19 protein-coding genes and 1 tRNA gene are annotated in these 16,790 nt (G+C 31.7%); 2 read left to right on the top strand and 18 right to left on the bottom strand.

What is annotated here, in order from left to right; translation table 11 throughout:
- The 4 genes from rpsL to PLD14_02230 all read right to left on the bottom strand — a co-directional run bounded on the left by rpsL (position 1) and on the right by PLD14_02230 (position 2,786).
- Positions 1–417 carry a 30S ribosomal protein S12 gene (gene rpsL, locus PLD14_02245; protein HPR80021.1) on the bottom strand — a complete coding sequence of 139 codons (417 nt, stop codon included), beginning with the start codon at positions 415–417 and terminating at the stop codon, positions 1–3.
- A gap of 99 nt (positions 418–516) precedes the next feature.
- The gene (locus PLD14_02240; protein ID HPR80020.1) at positions 517–1,248 is read right to left on the bottom strand and encodes an SDR family NAD(P)-dependent oxidoreductase; all 732 of its coding nucleotides are present in this window, start codon (positions 1,246–1,248) and stop codon (positions 517–519) included.
- Between the two features lie 69 nt (positions 1,249–1,317).
- Positions 1,318–2,100: a hypothetical protein gene (locus PLD14_02235; protein HPR80019.1), complete on the bottom strand. Its 783-nt coding sequence runs from the start codon at positions 2,098–2,100 to the stop codon at positions 1,318–1,320.
- A gap of 80 nt (positions 2,101–2,180) precedes the next feature.
- The gene (locus PLD14_02230; protein HPR80018.1) at positions 2,181–2,786 is read right to left on the bottom strand and encodes a site-2 protease family protein; all 606 of its coding nucleotides are present in this window, start codon (positions 2,784–2,786) and stop codon (positions 2,181–2,183) included.
- A 67-nt stretch (positions 2,787–2,853) separates the two neighbouring features.
- On the opposite strand from PLD14_02230, the gene PLD14_02225 reads away from it, so the two are divergent.
- Together PLD14_02225 and PLD14_02220 are read left to right on the top strand one after the other, a co-directional pair.
- Positions 2,854–3,072, top strand: a complete 219-nt coding sequence (locus tag PLD14_02225; GenBank protein HPR80017.1) for a L28 family ribosomal protein — start codon at positions 2,854–2,856, stop codon at positions 3,070–3,072.
- Between the two features lie 15 nt (positions 3,073–3,087).
- A tRNA-Pro gene (locus PLD14_02220) sits at positions 3,088–3,158 on the top strand.
- A gap of 41 nt (positions 3,159–3,199) precedes the next feature.
- On the opposite strand, the gene nifU is transcribed toward PLD14_02220, so the two are convergent.
- The 14 genes from nifU to PLD14_02150 form a co-directional block, all read right to left on the bottom strand.
- Positions 3,200–3,583 (bottom strand): Fe-S cluster assembly scaffold protein NifU, encoded by a 384-nt coding sequence (gene nifU, locus PLD14_02215; protein ID HPR80016.1) that lies wholly within the window; start codon positions 3,581–3,583, stop codon positions 3,200–3,202.
- Positions 3,584–3,588: 5 nt separating this feature from the next.
- Entirely contained in the window at positions 3,589–4,797 is a 1,209-nt protein-coding gene (locus PLD14_02210) for a cysteine desulfurase family protein (protein HPR80015.1), read from the bottom strand.
- Position 4,798: 1 nt separating this feature from the next.
- On the bottom strand, positions 4,799–5,071 hold the full coding sequence (locus PLD14_02205) for a metal-sensitive transcriptional regulator (protein HPR80014.1): 273 nt from the start codon (positions 5,069–5,071) through the stop codon (positions 4,799–4,801).
- 240 nt (positions 5,072–5,311) lie between these two features.
- Positions 5,312–6,367 (bottom strand): nucleoside monophosphate kinase, encoded by a 1,056-nt coding sequence (locus PLD14_02200; protein ID HPR80013.1) that lies wholly within the window; start codon positions 6,365–6,367, stop codon positions 5,312–5,314.
- A gap of 4 nt (positions 6,368–6,371) precedes the next feature.
- Positions 6,372–7,217, bottom strand: coding sequence for an MBL fold metallo-hydrolase (locus tag PLD14_02195; GenBank protein ID HPR80012.1), 846 nt, complete (start codon positions 7,215–7,217; stop codon positions 6,372–6,374).
- Positions 7,214–7,423, bottom strand: coding sequence for a hypothetical protein (locus tag PLD14_02190; protein HPR80011.1), 210 nt, complete (start codon positions 7,421–7,423; stop codon positions 7,214–7,216). Before PLD14_02190 ends, PLD14_02195 begins: the two co-directional genes overlap by 4 nt.
- Positions 7,424–7,428: 5 nt before the next feature.
- A complete protein-coding gene (locus PLD14_02185; protein ID HPR80010.1) occupies positions 7,429–7,644 on the bottom strand; it encodes a ferredoxin in 216 nt (71 codons plus the stop codon).
- Between the two features lie 4 nt (positions 7,645–7,648).
- On the bottom strand, positions 7,649–8,122 hold the full coding sequence (locus tag PLD14_02180; protein ID HPR80009.1) for an inorganic diphosphatase: 474 nt from the start codon (positions 8,120–8,122) through the stop codon (positions 7,649–7,651).
- A 56-nt stretch (positions 8,123–8,178) separates the two neighbouring features.
- Entirely contained in the window at positions 8,179–9,180 is a 1,002-nt protein-coding gene (locus PLD14_02175) for an NAD(P)H-dependent glycerol-3-phosphate dehydrogenase (GenBank protein ID HPR80008.1), read from the bottom strand.
- A 15-nt stretch (positions 9,181–9,195) separates the two neighbouring features.
- Positions 9,196–12,258 carry a UvrD-helicase domain-containing protein gene (locus PLD14_02170; protein HPR80007.1) on the bottom strand — a complete coding sequence of 1,021 codons (3,063 nt, stop codon included), beginning with the start codon at positions 12,256–12,258 and terminating at the stop codon, positions 9,196–9,198.
- An 80-nt stretch (positions 12,259–12,338) separates the two neighbouring features.
- Entirely contained in the window at positions 12,339–12,686 is a 348-nt protein-coding gene (locus PLD14_02165) for a hypothetical protein (GenBank protein ID HPR80006.1), read from the bottom strand.
- 1 nt (position 12,687) lies between these two features.
- Positions 12,688–12,996, bottom strand: coding sequence for a hypothetical protein (locus tag PLD14_02160; protein ID HPR80005.1), 309 nt, complete (start codon positions 12,994–12,996; stop codon positions 12,688–12,690).
- 32 nt (positions 12,997–13,028) lie between these two features.
- Positions 13,029–14,351, bottom strand: coding sequence for a hypothetical protein (locus PLD14_02155; protein ID HPR80004.1), 1,323 nt, complete (start codon positions 14,349–14,351; stop codon positions 13,029–13,031).
- A gap of 20 nt (positions 14,352–14,371) precedes the next feature.
- Complete coding sequence (locus tag PLD14_02150; protein HPR80003.1) at positions 14,372–16,756, bottom strand: type IV secretion system DNA-binding domain-containing protein; 2,385 nt, start codon at positions 16,754–16,756, stop codon at positions 14,372–14,374.
- Between the last annotated feature and the right edge of the window lie 34 nt (positions 16,757–16,790).

Genomic DNA, 16,790 nt, shown 5'->3' with positions numbered 1-16,790 from the left:
CTATTTTTTTACTGGTCTTTTAACTCCATATGCGCTTCTCTGTTGTTTTCTACCTTCAACTCCTGAACAGTCAAATCTGCCTCTTACAATGTGATATCTCACACCTGGCAAATCTTTTACTCTGCCTCCTCTGATCATAACGATTGAGTGCTCCTGTAAATTGTGTCCTTCTCCAGGAATATAGGCTGTAACTTCGTTTCCATTACTTAATTTAACTCTGCAAACTTTTCTCAAAGCTGAGTTAGGTTTTTTCGGTGTAGTTGTAAAAACTTTCAAACATACTCCCTTTTTAAAAGGTGCGTCATATTCCTTTGGTCTGTTTTTTAAAGGATTAAATCCAAACGCAAGACCCGGAGTATTAGTCTTCGTCTTTAATGGCTTTCTATTCTTCTTAATTAGTTGTCTAATTGTTGGCATATTTTGTATCAATAATAAATCGCAAGCGAAAATTCGCTTGTGATTAAATTATCAGATAAAAAGCTAAATGTCAAATATTTAATTGGCTTGAAGAATTTTTTATTGTGCCGTCCATCCGCCATCAACATATAGAATATTTCCAGTCACATATTTTGAATCCTCAGAGGCTAAATATAGGGCTGCATTAGCAATATCATCAGGTTCACCTAGATACCCTAAAGGAGTCATTCCTTCAATAAACATTTTTGTCTTTTCATCTTCCTGAACTCCCTTGGTCATATTTGTTTTTATAAATCCAGGAGCAATAGAATTAACCCTGATTCCTAATTTAGCTAATTCAATAGCGCTTGTTTTAGTTAATTGATTGACTCCCCCTTTGGAAGCACAATAAGATACGGCCCCATTAAAACCGACTGTTCCCAAGATAGAAGCCATATTGATAATTGAACCCTTAATTCCCTTTTCTTTCATTGTTTTTCCAGCTGCACGAATTCCATAAAATACTCCTGATAAATTAATCTCTATTGTCTTGTGCCAAACATCATCAGAGGTAGCTAAAACGTCTCCCAAGCTTCCAATTCCAGCATTGTTGACCATTATGTCTACTTTTCCAAATTTATCAACACAACCACTAATAAGGCTGTCTACTTCAGCTGATTTAGAAACATCACATTTAATAAAAATCGCTTTATCACTAAAACGGCTAACATCACATTCGTTAACATCTGAAAAAACAACTGAAGCACCTTCTAAAACAAATTTTTCGGCAATGGCTTTTCCTATTCCTGAAGAAGCTCCTGTCACTACTGCTACTTTATTTTCTAATTTCATATTTTTAGATTTATTTTTATATCCTCATTATATCATTTAGAAATAAAAAAAGAAGAGAAGAAGGTATATTCATACATATACGTGGTCCAGTTTTCTTACAAAACCTGGAACTCTTTCTCTCTCCATTGCGAGAACCTTGCTCGCCTCTCCCAGAACACCTTCATAGATATGAAGAGAGTCTGATTTGTCGACAACTCTTGCTATTTTACAATTGTTTGGAATAATAACTTCCAAAAGAAGCATAGCAACCAGACCAATGAGGTTTCCCTGCCAGGCATTGAAAAGATCTCTTGATCTCCACTCAAAATGGATATCAACGTATCCTCCCGGATAGTATCTTATCCATATCCTTTGCAGGCAAGGCGGAGCATCGGAGTTCATGTCGATATCGGGCTCCCAGGTAATCGCCTGATGGCGATTTGAAGAAATGCCGCTCTTAATCTGTTCTTTGAGAAGCTCTCTCAATTTCGAGATTTGATCAACGAATCCTCCGGGAGTTCTGTGTTTGATTAAACGTTCGATATAGACATACGTGAAGCGCCTTCTGTCTCCAGGTGGCAACTTGTTGTACTCTTCATTGAACCACTTTCGGTCATACTCCTTTTTGTATCCCTGAATTGCTAATTCTCTCATCCTATAAAAAGGATGGATTTCACAATTCTGAATCTGTTCAATCGCTTTTCCGGTCATGACGATAGTCTGTACGGAGTCGCGTGCTTTCTTTGGTTCTTTTGCAGAACCAAAATGGAGAGGAATGCCCTGATTCATAACGGCAAAAACCGCTTCAAACCAGGCCTCATGAAAATCTTCTCTCTCTATCAAAAAGCATGGGGTCAAAGTTACGTCTGCCAAAGTGACCATCTCAGGTCCATCAAATAAGATGAACTAGTTACAAAATACAATAAAGAAATATTTTAGTCAACTTTTTAAGTTTAAGCTAAAAATAAAGAAAGAATTCTATCTGATAGAGTAAAAACCCAACTAAGACCATTGGGAATTATAAAAATTAAGAAAAGAAGGAGGATGAATCCGTATTGAGTTAATAATACTTTTAATTCTTCGAATCTTTCAGGTAATAAGGCAAATAAAACATGAGAACCATCTAAAGGAAAAATAGGAATTAAATTAAATATTCCTAAAGCAATATTATAAAAGATAATAACTGTCGCGATTGTTAAAAAACTGTCCGGTAAATGAACAAACTTAACAATTAATCCAAAGATTAAAGCAACTGTAAAATTAGCCACTGGACCAGCCAAGGCAACCTTTAACTCTCCCCATCTTCTGTCACTAAAGTACATTGGATTAATAGGAACTGGTTTAGCCCAGCCAATTATTGGTCCACCCAAGATAGACATGAAGAAAGGAAGAAGAATAGATCCAATCGGGTCTAGGTGTTTTAAAGGATTTAAATCCAATCTTCCTGCTTCTTTAGCAGTTGGATCACCCAAGGCATAGGCAACACTTCCATGAGCTATCTCATGAATAATAATTGAAAACAAAAGAATTAATAATGTAAATATTGTTAATGTATCCATGTAATAATATTAACACAAAACACAAGGGGGTTGCAATTATTTAATTTTTTGGTAATATACATTACATATGGAAAAAGAATGTACAATTTGCGGAAAATCATCTTCAATGGGAGGAAGCTATTACAAGCTTATTTCGAGATACAATCCTTCTACTAAAAGAAGAATACGCCCTAATCTACAATGGGTAATAGTTCCCGCTAATACAACCAACAAAAACTTCAAAGGATTTGCCGGGAAGAGAATTTTGGCTTGCACTAAATGCATCAAATCTCTTGGAAAGAAATAATAATTTAGCCCTTTTCGGGCTGTAGTATAGTGGTAGTATTTGCGCATGGGGTGCGTAAGACCTGGGTTCAACTCCCAGCAGCCCGACACAAAAAAACAAACACTGATGATGAGTCAGTGTTTTTGTTTTATTTCTTTTTTGATTCGTAATCTTTGATTGCACCTTTTAATGCTTCTTCAGCCAAATTAGAACAATGCATTTTAATTGGAGGCAATCCCTCTAAAGCATCTGCAACGTCTTTTTTAGATATCTTCTTGGCTTCTTCTATTGTTTTTCCTTTAGCTAATTCAGTCACCATTGAAGAAGTTGCAATTGCACTGGCGCAACCCAAAGTTTCGAATTTTATATCATCTAATACTTCTTTTCCCTTTTTATCTTTTACTTTGATGTATATTTTCATTAAATCTCCGCATACAGGATTTCCAACCATTCCTGTTCCTGAAGGATTTTTAATTTTCCCGCGGTTGCGTGGATTCATGAAATGTTCCATTAATTTTTTTGAATATTGCATATGTTTTATTTTTTTGAATAATAATCGGATAAAACATCTCCCGAAACACCTCTTAATTTTTTAATTGTTTCTTTTAAGACTTTAACTGCGAAAGTTATTTCTTCTTTCGTTGTATATTTTCCCAATGTCATTCTTAAAGAACTGTGGGCATCTTCATGCTTAAGCCCTAACGAAAGAATAACGTGCGATGGCTCTAATGACTGAGAAGAACAAGCTGATCCAGTTGAACAGGCTATTCCCATATTATCTAGCATCATTAACAAGCTTTCTCCTTCAGTATCTTTAAAACTAAAGTTTGCATTATTAGGAGAACGATTAATCAAAGAACCATTCAATCTTGAAGCAGGAACATCTTTTAAAACTTTTTTAATTAAGACATCTCTTAATTTTTGAATTCTTACTATATCTTTCTTTTTGTTTTTCATTAAAACCTCGATGGCTTTTCCGAGTCCAACTATTCCCGGAACATTGTGAGTCCCCGCTCTGCGTCTATTTTCTTGATCTCCACCATCTTGAACTCTGATAATAGGAGTTCCTTTTCTGATATATAAGGCTCCGACTCCTTTAGGACCGTATATCTTGTGAGCTGACATTGATAATAAATCAACATTTAACTCATTAACATCACAATCAAAATAATTAATAGCTTGAGTAGCATCTGTGTGGAAAATTATCTTTTTTTCCCTTGTCTTGTTCAATTCTTTTATCATCTTTCCAATTTCCTTTATTGGTTGGACTGTTCCTATCTCATTATTTACATACATCACAGAAATTAATAGAGTATTAGGCTTAATTGCTTTTTCAATGTCTTTTACATCAATAATTCCATCTTTATCGGGTAGAATAAAAGTTACTTCGGCTAGTCCATCTCTTTCTAAACTCTTTGAGGCATCTAAAACACAATGATGCTCGAAGGCAGTGGTTATAATATGAACCTTTTCTTTATTCTTTAATTGATGCTGCTTAACAACTCCTTTTAAAGATAAATTATTAGATTCAGTTGCTCCACTTGTGAATACTATTTCTATCGGTTCGGCATTGAAATATTTAGCTAATATGTTCCTTGCTTTTTCTATTCCCATTCCCGCCTCAATACCGAAAGAATGCAAAGATGCAGCATTACCAAATTTTTTAGAAAAATATGGAAGCATTTCCTTCAAAACCTCATTATCGACTGGCGTCGTAGCTGCGTAATCAAGATATATTCTCTTCATGTTATTTGTTATATATTTTTATTACTTTTAATATTTCTTCTATCATTTCGTCTTTCTTCTTTTCATTATTAGTTTTCATAGCTGATTTAAAGCAATTATGCAAATGATCTTCCATCATCATTTGATGAGCTGATTTTAATAAACCAATTGCAGCCAAATTCTGCTGCATTACATCAATGCAATAATTCTCTTTTTCCATCATATCGATTATTTTAGCAGTTAAGCTTTGAACCTTCTTTAAACTAATCAATGTTTTTTCTTTTTGTGCTTTCATTTTTTAAATTATTATTTTACCACTACCATAGGTATAGGTATATTATATCTGTAATTATCAAATTGTCAAGAAAAGAAAAACACTGTTTGACAGTGCTTTCCAAGGGTCCTACCGCTTTCAAGTGAATCCGAATTAATCCACGTGGGTGACCTCATTCATTTGCCAAAGCAGATAAATATATGATCTCCCGATTGAAAGTTGTTCGGAATTTTGAATGATAGGACCAAAGATATTATACCTTTAAATTTTCAATACTTCAACCAACTGTTTTATCATTGCAACTACCACCGGAGCAGCCTGTAAACTAATACATTGTACTCCATTATCATCAGCTACAATCCAAGGTTCTTCAATGGTTTTGACTTCCCCATTCTCGTATTTAAATGAATATCCAGGAGTCATTTCGTATTCATCAACATAATCACGAGCAACATCAGCAGGAATAGCATTTCTTAATTTAACCTTTGGAATTCCATATAATGTATCAGCTTTCTTTAATATTTCTTCATCCATCATTAATCTCTCTTTAATCGGTTCAATTCCTTTTTCGTCACCTTCTTTCATTACCATTCTTCCACCGTCACAATTGGCCTCATCACAAATTAAATAAAAATCTTTAGATGATTCATCGTATCCAATTTTTGAAGTTGGTAATAATTTCAAGCTTCTTGAAGCATTACATTTAGGACAAATTCTTCTCCATTTAATTCTCTCATTAATAATGTTCATTGGAACATCAATCATAATGAAAATATCTGGATCATCTCTGTAATCAACCAAATCTCTAAAGAACAAAGAGAAACTAACTTGATCCATACTTCTTGGAAAACCATCTAGAAGAATAACCTTTCCTTTCCTCTTAGCAATTTCCCTTTTAATTAAAGCCAAAACAAATTCATCAGGAAGAAGAGTTTTAGTATCCCTATTTTCCATACTTTTAATCAGATCTTCCAAAGGATAAAATCCTCTGTAATTCTTTTCTAAAAACTCAACTAATTCTTTTTTCTTTTCTGGGTCTTGAATTTCAGTATCTAATGCTCTTACCATATCTCCAACAGACAAATGCTCTATTTTATCAGCACCTAAAACCTCGGATAACATTTTAGAATAAGTTCCCTTTCCTGAATTCTTTTTACCTAAAAGATAAGCAATAAAAGTATTATCTTTTAAATATTCTTTTAGTTTTTCTATTTCCGGTCCACATTTTATATTAAAATATTCTGCCCTTTCTTTTGGGTCGGCTAGATTAAATTTCCTATCTCCTCCCATCTTAGTTTTAAAAATTGGAAAATCCATATATTTATTGTTTACTAGTTATTATTTTATAATTCAAACCATCGGAAACAATCTTTATATCTCCATTAGTATCGTTCCTTAGTATTTTAATACCAAAATTATTAAGTCGTGTCAAAACTTCTTCTGTTGGGTGTCCGTAGGAATTCTTTCCAACCTGAATCACAGAAACTAAAGGACTAACCTTTTTAATAAATTCTTTTGAGGTTGAATACTTTGAACCATGATGAGGAATCTTCAAAACATCAACGTCTATATTAGTTAATTCATTTTCTGCTTTTGAAGAAATATCTCCCGTGAAAAGAAAAGAACTATCCTTATATAAAAGCTTGGAGACTATTGCTGTATTGTTGCTTTCTTTAAATGTCTCTCCCTTTAACAACTCTTTAGGATTTATTATTTCTAAGATCGCATCTCCCATAATTACTTTATCACCAGAATTAGCATAATAAATATTAGCTCCCTCTTCGTTAATTAATCTTTTCCAAGTTTCAAACTTTTCTCCATCTTTTTCTATTCCAGTCCACATAATATTATCTACCTTATAGTTTTCTAATACAGAAAACAATCCTGTCATATGATCACTCTCTGGATGAGATAATATAATTAAATCTATCTCTTTATCATTAAAAGGCATTTCTTTAGATAAACCATCTAAAACCTTGGAATAACTTGGGCCTCCATCAATCAATACTTGATATCCTCCTGGAGCCTCAATAAAAATAGAATCTCCTTGTCCAACATTAAAAAAGCTTACCTCAAGGTAAGCCGGCAAAGAAAAGAAAATAACAAAAGGCAAAACTAAAACATTCAAAATTAAAAGCATTAAAAGAATAAAAAACGATTGCTTCATTTCTTATTCAACTTTTCATTCAATTCTTTAATTAACTTAGTCGAATCGATATCGTACATTTCACAAATACTTCCTAGTTCTAAAGTTTCCATTTCAAGTCTAGCATGAGGACAAGAAAGACAAGGAAAATCATATTTTTCTAAAATTGTTTGTGCTTTCTTCTCATCTATTAGCTTAGATAGTTTGGTTTTTTGTGTAACTTTCATATTATCTACTCATCCTCTTCTACTTCTACTCCATTTTCAACTTCAATTGCTCCATATGGACATAAATCTACACCGCCACATTCTTCAACCTTAGCAGAGCTAATAACTTTTGCTTTGCCATCAGTATCCATTTCTGTTCCTTCTGGACAAGATAACGAACAGCTTCCACAACCAAGGCACTTTTCCTTGTTTACTTTGTATTTCTTGTTTGTATTTTCCATAATTTTATTTTTTACACTTTTCTATTATTCTTTCCGCTTCATCTTTTGATTTAAATCCCACTACTTTAACCCATTTATTTGGTTCAAGTCTTTTGTATGTTTCAAAAAATTCTTGAATTTCTTTTTTCTGATGTTCTGGCAAATCATCAATACTGTTAATGTGTTTAAATCTTGGATCAATTTTGTCATCAGGAACAGCAATAATTTTGTAATCAATTCCACTCTCATCCTCCATGTCTAACATTCCAATAATCTTACAAGGAATGACACAGCCAGGAAAAGTTGGTTCATTAACCAAGACTACAGCATCCAATGGATCTCCATCTTCTGATAAGGTGTTTTCTATAAAACCATATTCAAAGGGCCAATAAACAGAAGAATATAAAGCTCTATCAAGCATTATCTTTCCTGATTCCTTATCTAATTCATACTTATTTGAACTGCCTTTTGGATTCTCAATAAAAATATTTAATTTCATGTTTTTAATTATTATTCTTTATTTAACCTTATCTTAAAAAGGTAAATTTTTCAAGATTATTCTGGCTTTCTTTTTCTTTTCATCATATCAGATAAAGCATCTTTTGGAGCCTTATTCTTGTATAAAACTTGATAAACAGATGAAACAATTGGCATATCTACTTTGTATTTTTTACTTAATTGATATACTACTTCGGCGGTTGTTGCTCCTTCAATTATACTTGAGGTTGAATTAACAATCTCTTCTAGCTTCTGTCCTTTTGCAATCTTCTCTCCCAAAGTTCTGTTCCTACTCTCAGGACTAATACAGGTAGTAGATAAGTCTCCTAGTCCAGCTAAACCGTAGAAGGTTTTTCTTTTGGCTCCCATTTTTTCTCCCAATCTTTGTATTTCCACTATCCCTCGAGATAATATGGCTGCCTTAGTATTAGAACCAAAACCAAGACCATCAGATATTCCCGCCACCACAGCAATAATATTCTTTAATGGTCCACCAAGTTCAACTCCAATAACATCAGTAGAAGTATACACTCTGAAATATTCATTGCTAAATATGTCTTGAATTTTTTTAGCAATAGCATGATTTCTTGAAGCTGCAACAACTAAAGCTGGTAATTCTCTTGCTACTTCGACAGCAATTGTCGGACCAGATAAAACAGCTGTCTGAACATTTCCTAGTTCTTCTTTTAAAATCTCTGTCATTCTTTTTAATGTTTTTTGCTCTAATCCTTTAGCAACATTAATAAATACTTTCCCTTTTAAAGAAACATTTTCTTTTTTAATCTTCTTGGCTACATCTCTAAAGAATTTAGATGGAATACTGAAAACAATATATTCACCAAATTCAATTGCCTTGCCTAAATCTTTTTCAAAAACAATATTAGAAGGAATCTTTATTCCTTTTAAATATGTTTTATTCTCCCTTTCTTTATTCAGAATATCTAAATATTCCGGAAAAGCACTCCAAACTGTAACCTCGTGTCCATTTTTAGATAATAAAATAGCTAAGGTTGTCCCCCATGCTCCATCTCCTAAAATTATTAATTTTGTTTTTTTCATATATATAATTATACCTCAAATCTTCCTGTGAGCGCAAATATCTTTAAAGTCACAATATTGGCAGTGCCATCCAGGCGTAGGCTTGAAATTACTCCTTTTAATTTTCTCCAATAACTCTCTAATTTCTGTTTCTGTATTTTCAATATCTCCATCTTTAATATCGAAAGAACAGGTCGTTCCATCATCAAGATAATAATAAGTTAACTTAAGAGGATTTAATCCTAAAACTTTTTTTGCTGCCACAGCATAAATCATTAATTGAAGCTTTTCTTCTTTGGCTAATGTCTTTTTAGGCGAACCAGTTTTATAATCTATAATTTCTACCCCATCGCCTAATTTATCTATCCTATCTATGGTTCCTATAAAAACATCTCCGTTTAATTTTAAATTAAAATTCTTTTCTAGCGCTGGTTCGTCATTAATAAAAAGAATCTCTGGTTTATTTTTAATAAAATCTTCATAAAAAAGCTTCAAGCTTTCTTTTCCTTTTTCATAAAATTCTTTTTTAATTATTGATGATTCATACCAATCACTAATCCATTCTTTTTCATAGATTTTCAATAAATCTTCAAAACTCAATACTTCCGAACTAGTATTTTTACCAAAAAGAGTTTTCTGTTCAATTGAAGAAAATTTTAATGATTCCAAAACAAAACTATGCAATGTCTGATGAATACTTTTTCCAAAACTAAACACTGACTTTCCCCTTATCGGTATTTTAAATATACTTCCGAACTTATACCCTAAAGGACACTTTCTAAAAGATTCTAATTGAGAATAAGAAAAATGATCAGGAAGGAATGTTCTTAAATCTCGCCCCGAACCATTTGTTTCATTCGATTCTAATTTAAATCCCATTGAACGCTTAATACAAAAACCAGAACTTCTTGTAAACTTCTGTTTGTCTAATACTTCTTCAATAATTAATCCTGATTCAATCAAAAACCTTGACGGCTTCTTTAAATCTTTGCCTCCGTAATCAGCAGCCCAAGTCAAAAATAACCCTCTTTTAGCTCGTGTTAAAGCAACATAAAATAACCTTCTTTCTTCTTGCATGTGAAAATCTCCTTCTGGCAAGACTTCTTTAATTAAAGCTTCGGGAATTTCTATTGGATTCTTTTTCTGATCAGAGGGAAACTTTCTTGAAACTAAATTAGTTAAAAAAACGTATTTAAATTCAAGACCTTTTGAAGAGTGAATGGTCATGACTCTAACCGCCTCAAAACTCAAATCAATACTATTTCTTATAGAACCATCTTCACCAGCATCTAGTTCCATTTGTAGATTTTCCACAAAAGAAAGGATAGTTGGATCAACCTGTGAATTTTCAAAGCTTTTTATTTTCTCAAAAAACTGATCAATCATCTCCCATTTTTTCAAACTCTCTTCATTGCTTTCTGGAATATACTTTCCATATTCTAAATCATTAATAATGTGAATAAAAACTTCACTAGCATTCTTTTCTTTTGATAATTTATAGTGTTTCTTTAAGTTTTCAACAATCTTTCTTAATTTAACAACTGTGTCTGTTGTAAATTTACTTAAAAGATGACTATCTGTTATGGCTTCGAATATTGGAATTCCTTTTTTGTCGCTATATTGAATAATTCTCGAAACTTCTTCAGGAGAAAAATCCATCATCCTTAATATTCTATAAAAATTAGGAGAATCATAAAAATTAATAATAACCTTAAGGTAAGAAATTAAATCAAGTATCAAAGGATTAGTGTATAAGCCTTTTGAAGAAACGAATTGATAAGGAATACCAGCTCTTTCTAATGCTCGACTAAAATTATTAGCCGATTCATTAGTTCTTGTTAAAATAGCAAAATCAGAAAACTCTGCCTTATCGTCAATTTCTTTCAATTCCCAAATTTTACCAATAACTCCTGATAACTCATCATCAATCGTTTCAAAACCTAATAATTCTATTGCTCCAGATTTATCTTGATTACTTTTAAGCTTTTTATCAATTTTCTTAAATGATTTCAAATCTATTCCCCTTTCTTCTGCCCTTTTATTAATCCCCTCTATTTCATTTAATTGATACTCTAAACGATTAGGGTTGTTTAGCTGTATAAATTGATACGATAAATCAAGAATGTTTTGAGGTGATCTATAGTTTTCAACCAAAACAATTTCTTTTGATTTAGGATAATCTTGTTTAAATCTTAATACATTATTAAACGAGGCTCCTTGAAAACCCATTATTGATTGATCATCATCACCGACCACCGTAATATTATTCTCTGGATAAGTTAATTTTTGAACTAATTCATATTGAACCCAGTTTGTATCTTGAAATTCATCAACCATTATGTATTTAAATTGATTTCTGTATTTCTCTAAAATCTCTGGTCTTTTATCAAACAATTTCAAAGTATAATTTATCAGGTCACCAAAATCCAAAACATTATTATCAAGTAAAAGCTTCTGATAAACATGATATGCTTCGGCTACTTCTTTTATTCTTTCATATTCTGCCTGTTTATTGCTTAAATCTTTTTTGTCTTTCGATTTAACTGATTTAGATCCAACAGGAATATCATCCATGTTTAATTTTAAAGAATCGGCGTGTTCCAAATAATTTTCTGGATAAATGCCCTCATTTTTACAGTGACCAAAATGAGAAACTAAGGCTTCTATAAATTTAGTCGGATTTCCCAGAGGACGATATTCTTTTAAAAAATTAAATTTATCAAAATTCTTTTTAATTAAAATCCAGCTTCCAGTTTGCTCTAATAACTTGTAATTAGTTGGTATCCCAATACTTAATCCATATCTTTTTAAAATTCTATCGCAAAAAGAATGAAAAGTTGATATCCAAAAATCGTAATATCCAAAAGGAAGTAATTTTTCAACTCTTTCTTCCATCTCTCTGGCTGCTTTTTCAGTAAAAGTAACAGCTAATATTTCTTCTGGCTTAATCGCCTTTTCCTTAATTAAATAAGCTATTCTGTGGGTTAAAACAGTAGTTTTGCCAGTTCCTGCCCCAGCAACAATCAAAAGAGGCCCCTTATCAAAGGTAACAGCCTCTTTCTGCTCTTTATTCAATTTAGATAATAAATCTGACCCCATTAATATTCTTATACCACAAATTAGAAAAGCAAAAAAGGACATATGTCCTCAATTTGCAAAAAATCATTTAATCAAAAAACTTACTTTTTATTAATGTTTTTATTCTCATCAACTATCTTGTCATGCAATTCATCTAAACCGTACGCTCCCAAAGCTTTCCTCGCTTTACCTATCACTTTCGAACCAAAAATACGAAATTCCTTAACAAAACTATCAACTTTTTTTTCAACAACATCATTTGTTTCTTTAATTTCTAGTTTTGCACTTACCACATCATCCTTATTGTATATTTTTTTAAGAAGATCTTCTTTGTTCGGTTCATTGCTTTCTTTTATCGCTTCAATTTTACGATTATCATCTTGTCCTTCTTTGGTTTGTTCTAAATTAATAACCTCCCCTATTTCTGGTTTTTCTATTTTTTCTTGCATTTTATTTTTTACTTAAAAGCTCTTCTTGCAATAAAACAATTTGTTCGGATAATATTTTATCAAAATTAGGAACTTTCTCATCTAATATTTTAATAGTTTCTTCGGTATTTCCAGAGGTTAAACCAGTATTAATATTCTTAACTTCTTCTTCAGACAAGCCTTCTAGCGCCTTTAAAATACTTTTTCTTAAAACTATATCTGTCATTCTTTCTGCTATTTTTTCTTGAATCTCGAGAGGAGCTTGATCTATCCCAAGTTCTTTCATTATGTCTATTTCTTTTCCTTTAATTATTATTTTATCTAAAGCCATAATTTATTTATTATTTTAACTAATTATATAAATTACTCTACCCAGTCCAAACCCTTCTCTTTTGTATCTTTCTTAATTAATTCTTGAACTTTTGCATTTAATCCTCCACTAACAGGAATGTCATCATAATGACCTTCGAATGGACTTCTCTTTTGAGATAAATAAAGTATTCTATTTTTCAATGTTTCTGCACCATCTATTCCTAATCTATTATAAACTTCATCAATTTTTTTATATAATTCTTCAAAATTATTAACTTGCTTAAATTCATCATCTTTTATTAATTTTTTCTCAATCCCACTATTATCTTCTTTCTTTTCGATAGATTCTGTTTTAGAAATAGGAGATTCTGGTGTAGGAATTTCCTCTTGCTCTTTGTTTTTGTCTTGAGGAATTCTAGATTCTGCATCTTCTAAATCTTTTATTGCCTTGTGTAATAAAGCCCCTCCGCCACCAATGCCTCCGACAGCAAAAGCTGTATTACCAACTGCTAATCCCAAAGCAGTTGAATAATGAATAAAAGAATAACCAATTAATGCTTCACCTAGTCCCATTCCTAAAGCTCCAGCAGCTATTCCTGCGACAGGAAAAGCAATCATTCCTCCAGCAATAGCAACTTTTATAGCAAACTTTACCCTTTCATCTTTTATCCCAGTAAGTTTTTCTATTAAATCTTTTTTCTCTTTGCTTTGTCCTTCTTCAGTCTTTTCTAATCCAGCCTCTATATCGTCTAAATTTTTATTTACGTTTTCAACAGAATCTTCATTTCTTTCTTTCCCACTTAAATATTCTTTTATAATCTGATCTTTTGATTTTCCTGTAAGAGCTTCGACTTCTCCTAATGATTTACCGTATTCATCATAAACAGACCCGTACTCATCTGCTGTTACTGATTCGCCGTCTTTATCGCCAAATAAAGCTTTAAGTTTATATGACAAACTCTTTTGCTTTTCTTTTTGGGCAAAAAGTTTGTTCTTATTATCAAATAAAGCTTTAAGATTTTCAATCGCTCTCTCTGTTCTAGCTTCTTTCTCTTGTTTAGCCTCTAAGTCAATTTTCTTTGTTTCTTCAGACTTTATTTCTTCGGGAGTTTTTACTTTCTCAGGATTTTTTATTTCTTCAGGTTTCTTTACTTCTTCAGGGGTTTTTACTTTCTCAGTACTAGGCTGTTTTATTGATGATTCTTCTTCTATATTTTCATCTTCGCCTTTATTAGCTAAATACTGGTCAAATTCAGGCTTATAATCACTCTGATGTTTTGTATTTTCTATCTTCATTTTTGCAAGTTCTTCTTCGGCAATTTCAGCCCTAGTTCTTTCTGGCTGCTCTAATAATGGTTCTTTTGGTTCATTCATATTATTTATTATTTATTTTATTAAATTCTTCTTTGTTTTATTTCCTGCTCTATAAAATCCTTACTCCTTCCATAAGTTAAAGCATAGTATTCTTTAATATCTTTAACTCTTTCAAAATCTCCTTTAGTTGGAGGATAAGTTTTTACATTAAACGGCTTAGATATCTGTCCGTTCATCATCATTTTGACATAGAAATTAAAGTTGTCAATATTGATTAAATCTTGAGCACCAAAAGATGGAATGAACTCTTTTTCTAAAAATTGTGCATCTTCTGCTCCAACCCTAAAGGAAATTATTGTTCCAATATTGCCAAAAACGCTATCCCTAATTAAATCAGGGAGCTGTCCGATAAATTGATGAGAAATAATTAATGATAGTCTGTATTTTCTTGCCTCCGATAATATTTGAGAAATACTATTTGTAGCAAAGTTTTGAAATTCATCAATATATAAGTAAAAATCTTTTCTTTCACTTTCCTGAGTATCAGCCCTAGAAAAAGCTGCCATGGCTAATTTGCTAGTCATAATCAAACCAAGCAAAGAACTATTCATTTCTCCTAATTTTCCCTTACTTAGATTAACTAAAAATATTCTTCTATTATCTAATATCTCTCTAAAATTAAACGAACTCTTAGTTTGTCCGATAATCGGACGCATATAATCATTAGAGATAAAAGTATCAAATTTAGAAGTAATATAAGGAACCATGTTTTTCAATGCTGCTTCTCCTCCGGCCTGTTCAGCTTGTTTCTCCCAAAATTCTTTAACTAATATATTATTACATTTTGCTAATAATCTATGTCTAAATTCCGCATCAGCTAAAACCTTAGGAACTTCCATTAAAGTATATGTTTCATTGGGGTCATCCATTAAAAGCATCAAAGCGTTTCTAGTATACTGCTCAAACATTGGTCCTCCGGTTTGTTTTAAGTCGTACAACTTATCAAAAATGTTAATCATCTCATTTACAATAAAAGTTTTCTGCTCAGGAAAACGCTTATCATATTCAAGCATGTTTAAACCAACTGATCTTTCTAAATTAGTTGGGTCAAATAAAACAAGATCTTTAATTCTTTCATTGGGAATCTTACTCAAAATATCATCCACCAAGTCTCCGTGAGGATCCAATAATCCAATCCCTTCACCATTATTAATATCCTGCAAAGCCATGTTAGATAATAAAGCAGATTTACCTGTTCCAGTCTGACCGATAATGTAAGTATGTCTTCTTCTGTCGTCTTCTTTCATTCTAATATCTTTCTTTTCTTCCCTATATTCATTATATCCCAGTAATAATCCATCTTTTGGTAAATCGGTAGGAGGAGCAGAATTCTTCGCCTTTACTCCTTTAATATTAGGAGTTGAAGTTAATGGAGTTGGAAAATGAAAAACACTAGTCAATTCTTCTGAATTTAAAATATTTCTTTGTGAATGGTCAAATAATCTAAAACTGTATTGATAGATTAATTCATTAGCACTTTTTCCCTTAAGTATGGTTAATCTAAAATTGTTTGTCTTTGGAGAATTGAATTGCTCAAAAGAATTAGCCATTTGTATAAAAACTTCTTCGCATCTCTTTTTGTCTTCTATTGAAACAACTAAACGGATATTTGCTTCAAAGTTATCCTTGCTTATTTTCTCTTCAAGCATTTTCAAAAGAACTTCATCAACCTTAGGTTGAGTAAGCTTATTTTCTTCTTTTCCTTTAATCACGCTTAAAAAATTAGTAGCTCCCATTGCTTGATTAAAATTCTTTCCTTTAGCAACTTCATCAATAATCATCTTCGCTCTGGTATACCAATCATTATTGCCCTTCTTTATAACAAGCTGTATAGCTGCCTCTTCATTTTCATCAAGCTTAGTTAAAGCGCTGGTTATACTTGATAAAGGATCTGTTTCAATATAGTTATATGTTTTTATAGGAAGATAAAAAGGTTTTGTTGTCTTTAAGTATCCACAAGAAATATTTTCAGTAGGAGAAAATATATTATAATCATCTGTTTTTTCAATCTGAGCATTAGGATAAATACTATATATTTCTTTTTCTATAAAGCCTTCGAATCTTTTTGGAGCAGCAACATAAAAAAATATCTGTTCTTTTATCTTCCCGATCTCTAAAGCAATCCATGGATCTATTCCCAAAACCCCTTCCTTATTAAATGAAGTCAAACTACTATAAAAATCTTCCATTAATCTTATCCAATCTTTTTCCTGTTTTCCCGCCTTCTGCAAGTCTTCATTAGACTCCTTAGTCATTTTGACCGAAAATAAAACAAATTCTAAAGATTCTTTTAGTTCTTTAGCTTTGTTTCTTTTTTTAAACCAGAATACAAAAACAAGCAATAAAATAATTAAAGCTGCAGTAACGCAATAATAAATGTAGAAATTATTAATAAAATCAAACATGTTATTTTGAATTCATTATATAATGAATAAAATA

Source organism: Candidatus Pacearchaeota archaeon, from assembly GCA_035404185.1.
GTDB lineage: Bacteria > Patescibacteriota > Minisyncoccia > Minisyncoccales > Minisyncoccaceae > UBA2211.
Note: the sequence above shows the minus strand (reverse complement) of the source record. Positions and strands in the feature narration are given on the sequence as shown.

Excerpts from the sequence above, each read along its gene's own strand:
- rpsL (HPR80021.1), bottom strand. The coding sequence starts at position 417 with ATGCCAACAATTAGACAACTAATTAAGAAGAATAGAAAGCCATTAAAG.
- PLD14_02240 (HPR80020.1), bottom strand. The coding sequence starts at position 1,248 with ATGAAATTAGAAAATAAAGTAGCAGTAGTGACAGGAGCTTCTTCAGGA.
- PLD14_02230 (HPR80018.1), bottom strand. The coding sequence starts at position 2,786 with ATGGATACATTAACAATATTTACATTATTAATTCTTTTGTTTTCAATT.
- PLD14_02225 (HPR80017.1), top strand. The coding sequence starts at position 2,854 with ATGGAAAAAGAATGTACAATTTGCGGAAAATCATCTTCAATGGGAGGA.
- nifU (HPR80016.1), bottom strand. The coding sequence starts at position 3,583 with ATGCAATATTCAAAAAAATTAATGGAACATTTCATGAATCCACGCAAC.
- PLD14_02210 (HPR80015.1), bottom strand. The coding sequence starts at position 4,797 with ATGAAGAGAATATATCTTGATTACGCAGCTACGACGCCAGTCGATAAT.
- PLD14_02205 (HPR80014.1), bottom strand. The coding sequence starts at position 5,071 with ATGAAAGCACAAAAAGAAAAAACATTGATTAGTTTAAAGAAGGTTCAA.
- PLD14_02200 (HPR80013.1), bottom strand. The coding sequence starts at position 6,367 with ATGGATTTTCCAATTTTTAAAACTAAGATGGGAGGAGATAGGAAATTT.
- PLD14_02195 (HPR80012.1), bottom strand. The coding sequence starts at position 7,217 with ATGAAGCAATCGTTTTTTATTCTTTTAATGCTTTTAATTTTGAATGTT.
- PLD14_02190 (HPR80011.1), bottom strand. The coding sequence starts at position 7,423 with ATGAAAGTTACACAAAAAACCAAACTATCTAAGCTAATAGATGAGAAG.
- PLD14_02185 (HPR80010.1), bottom strand. The coding sequence starts at position 7,644 with ATGGAAAATACAAACAAGAAATACAAAGTAAACAAGGAAAAGTGCCTT.
- PLD14_02180 (HPR80009.1), bottom strand. The coding sequence starts at position 8,122 with ATGAAATTAAATATTTTTATTGAGAATCCAAAAGGCAGTTCAAATAAG.
- PLD14_02175 (HPR80008.1), bottom strand. The coding sequence starts at position 9,180 with ATGAAAAAAACAAAATTAATAATTTTAGGAGATGGAGCATGGGGGACA.
- PLD14_02170 (HPR80007.1), bottom strand. The coding sequence starts at position 12,258 with ATGGGGTCAGATTTATTATCTAAATTGAATAAAGAGCAGAAAGAGGCT.
- PLD14_02165 (HPR80006.1), bottom strand. The coding sequence starts at position 12,686 with ATGCAAGAAAAAATAGAAAAACCAGAAATAGGGGAGGTTATTAATTTA.
- PLD14_02160 (HPR80005.1), bottom strand. The coding sequence starts at position 12,996 with ATGGCTTTAGATAAAATAATAATTAAAGGAAAAGAAATAGACATAATG.
- PLD14_02155 (HPR80004.1), bottom strand. The coding sequence starts at position 14,351 with ATGAATGAACCAAAAGAACCATTATTAGAGCAGCCAGAAAGAACTAGG.
- PLD14_02150 (HPR80003.1), bottom strand. The coding sequence starts at position 16,756 with ATGTTTGATTTTATTAATAATTTCTACATTTATTATTGCGTTACTGCA.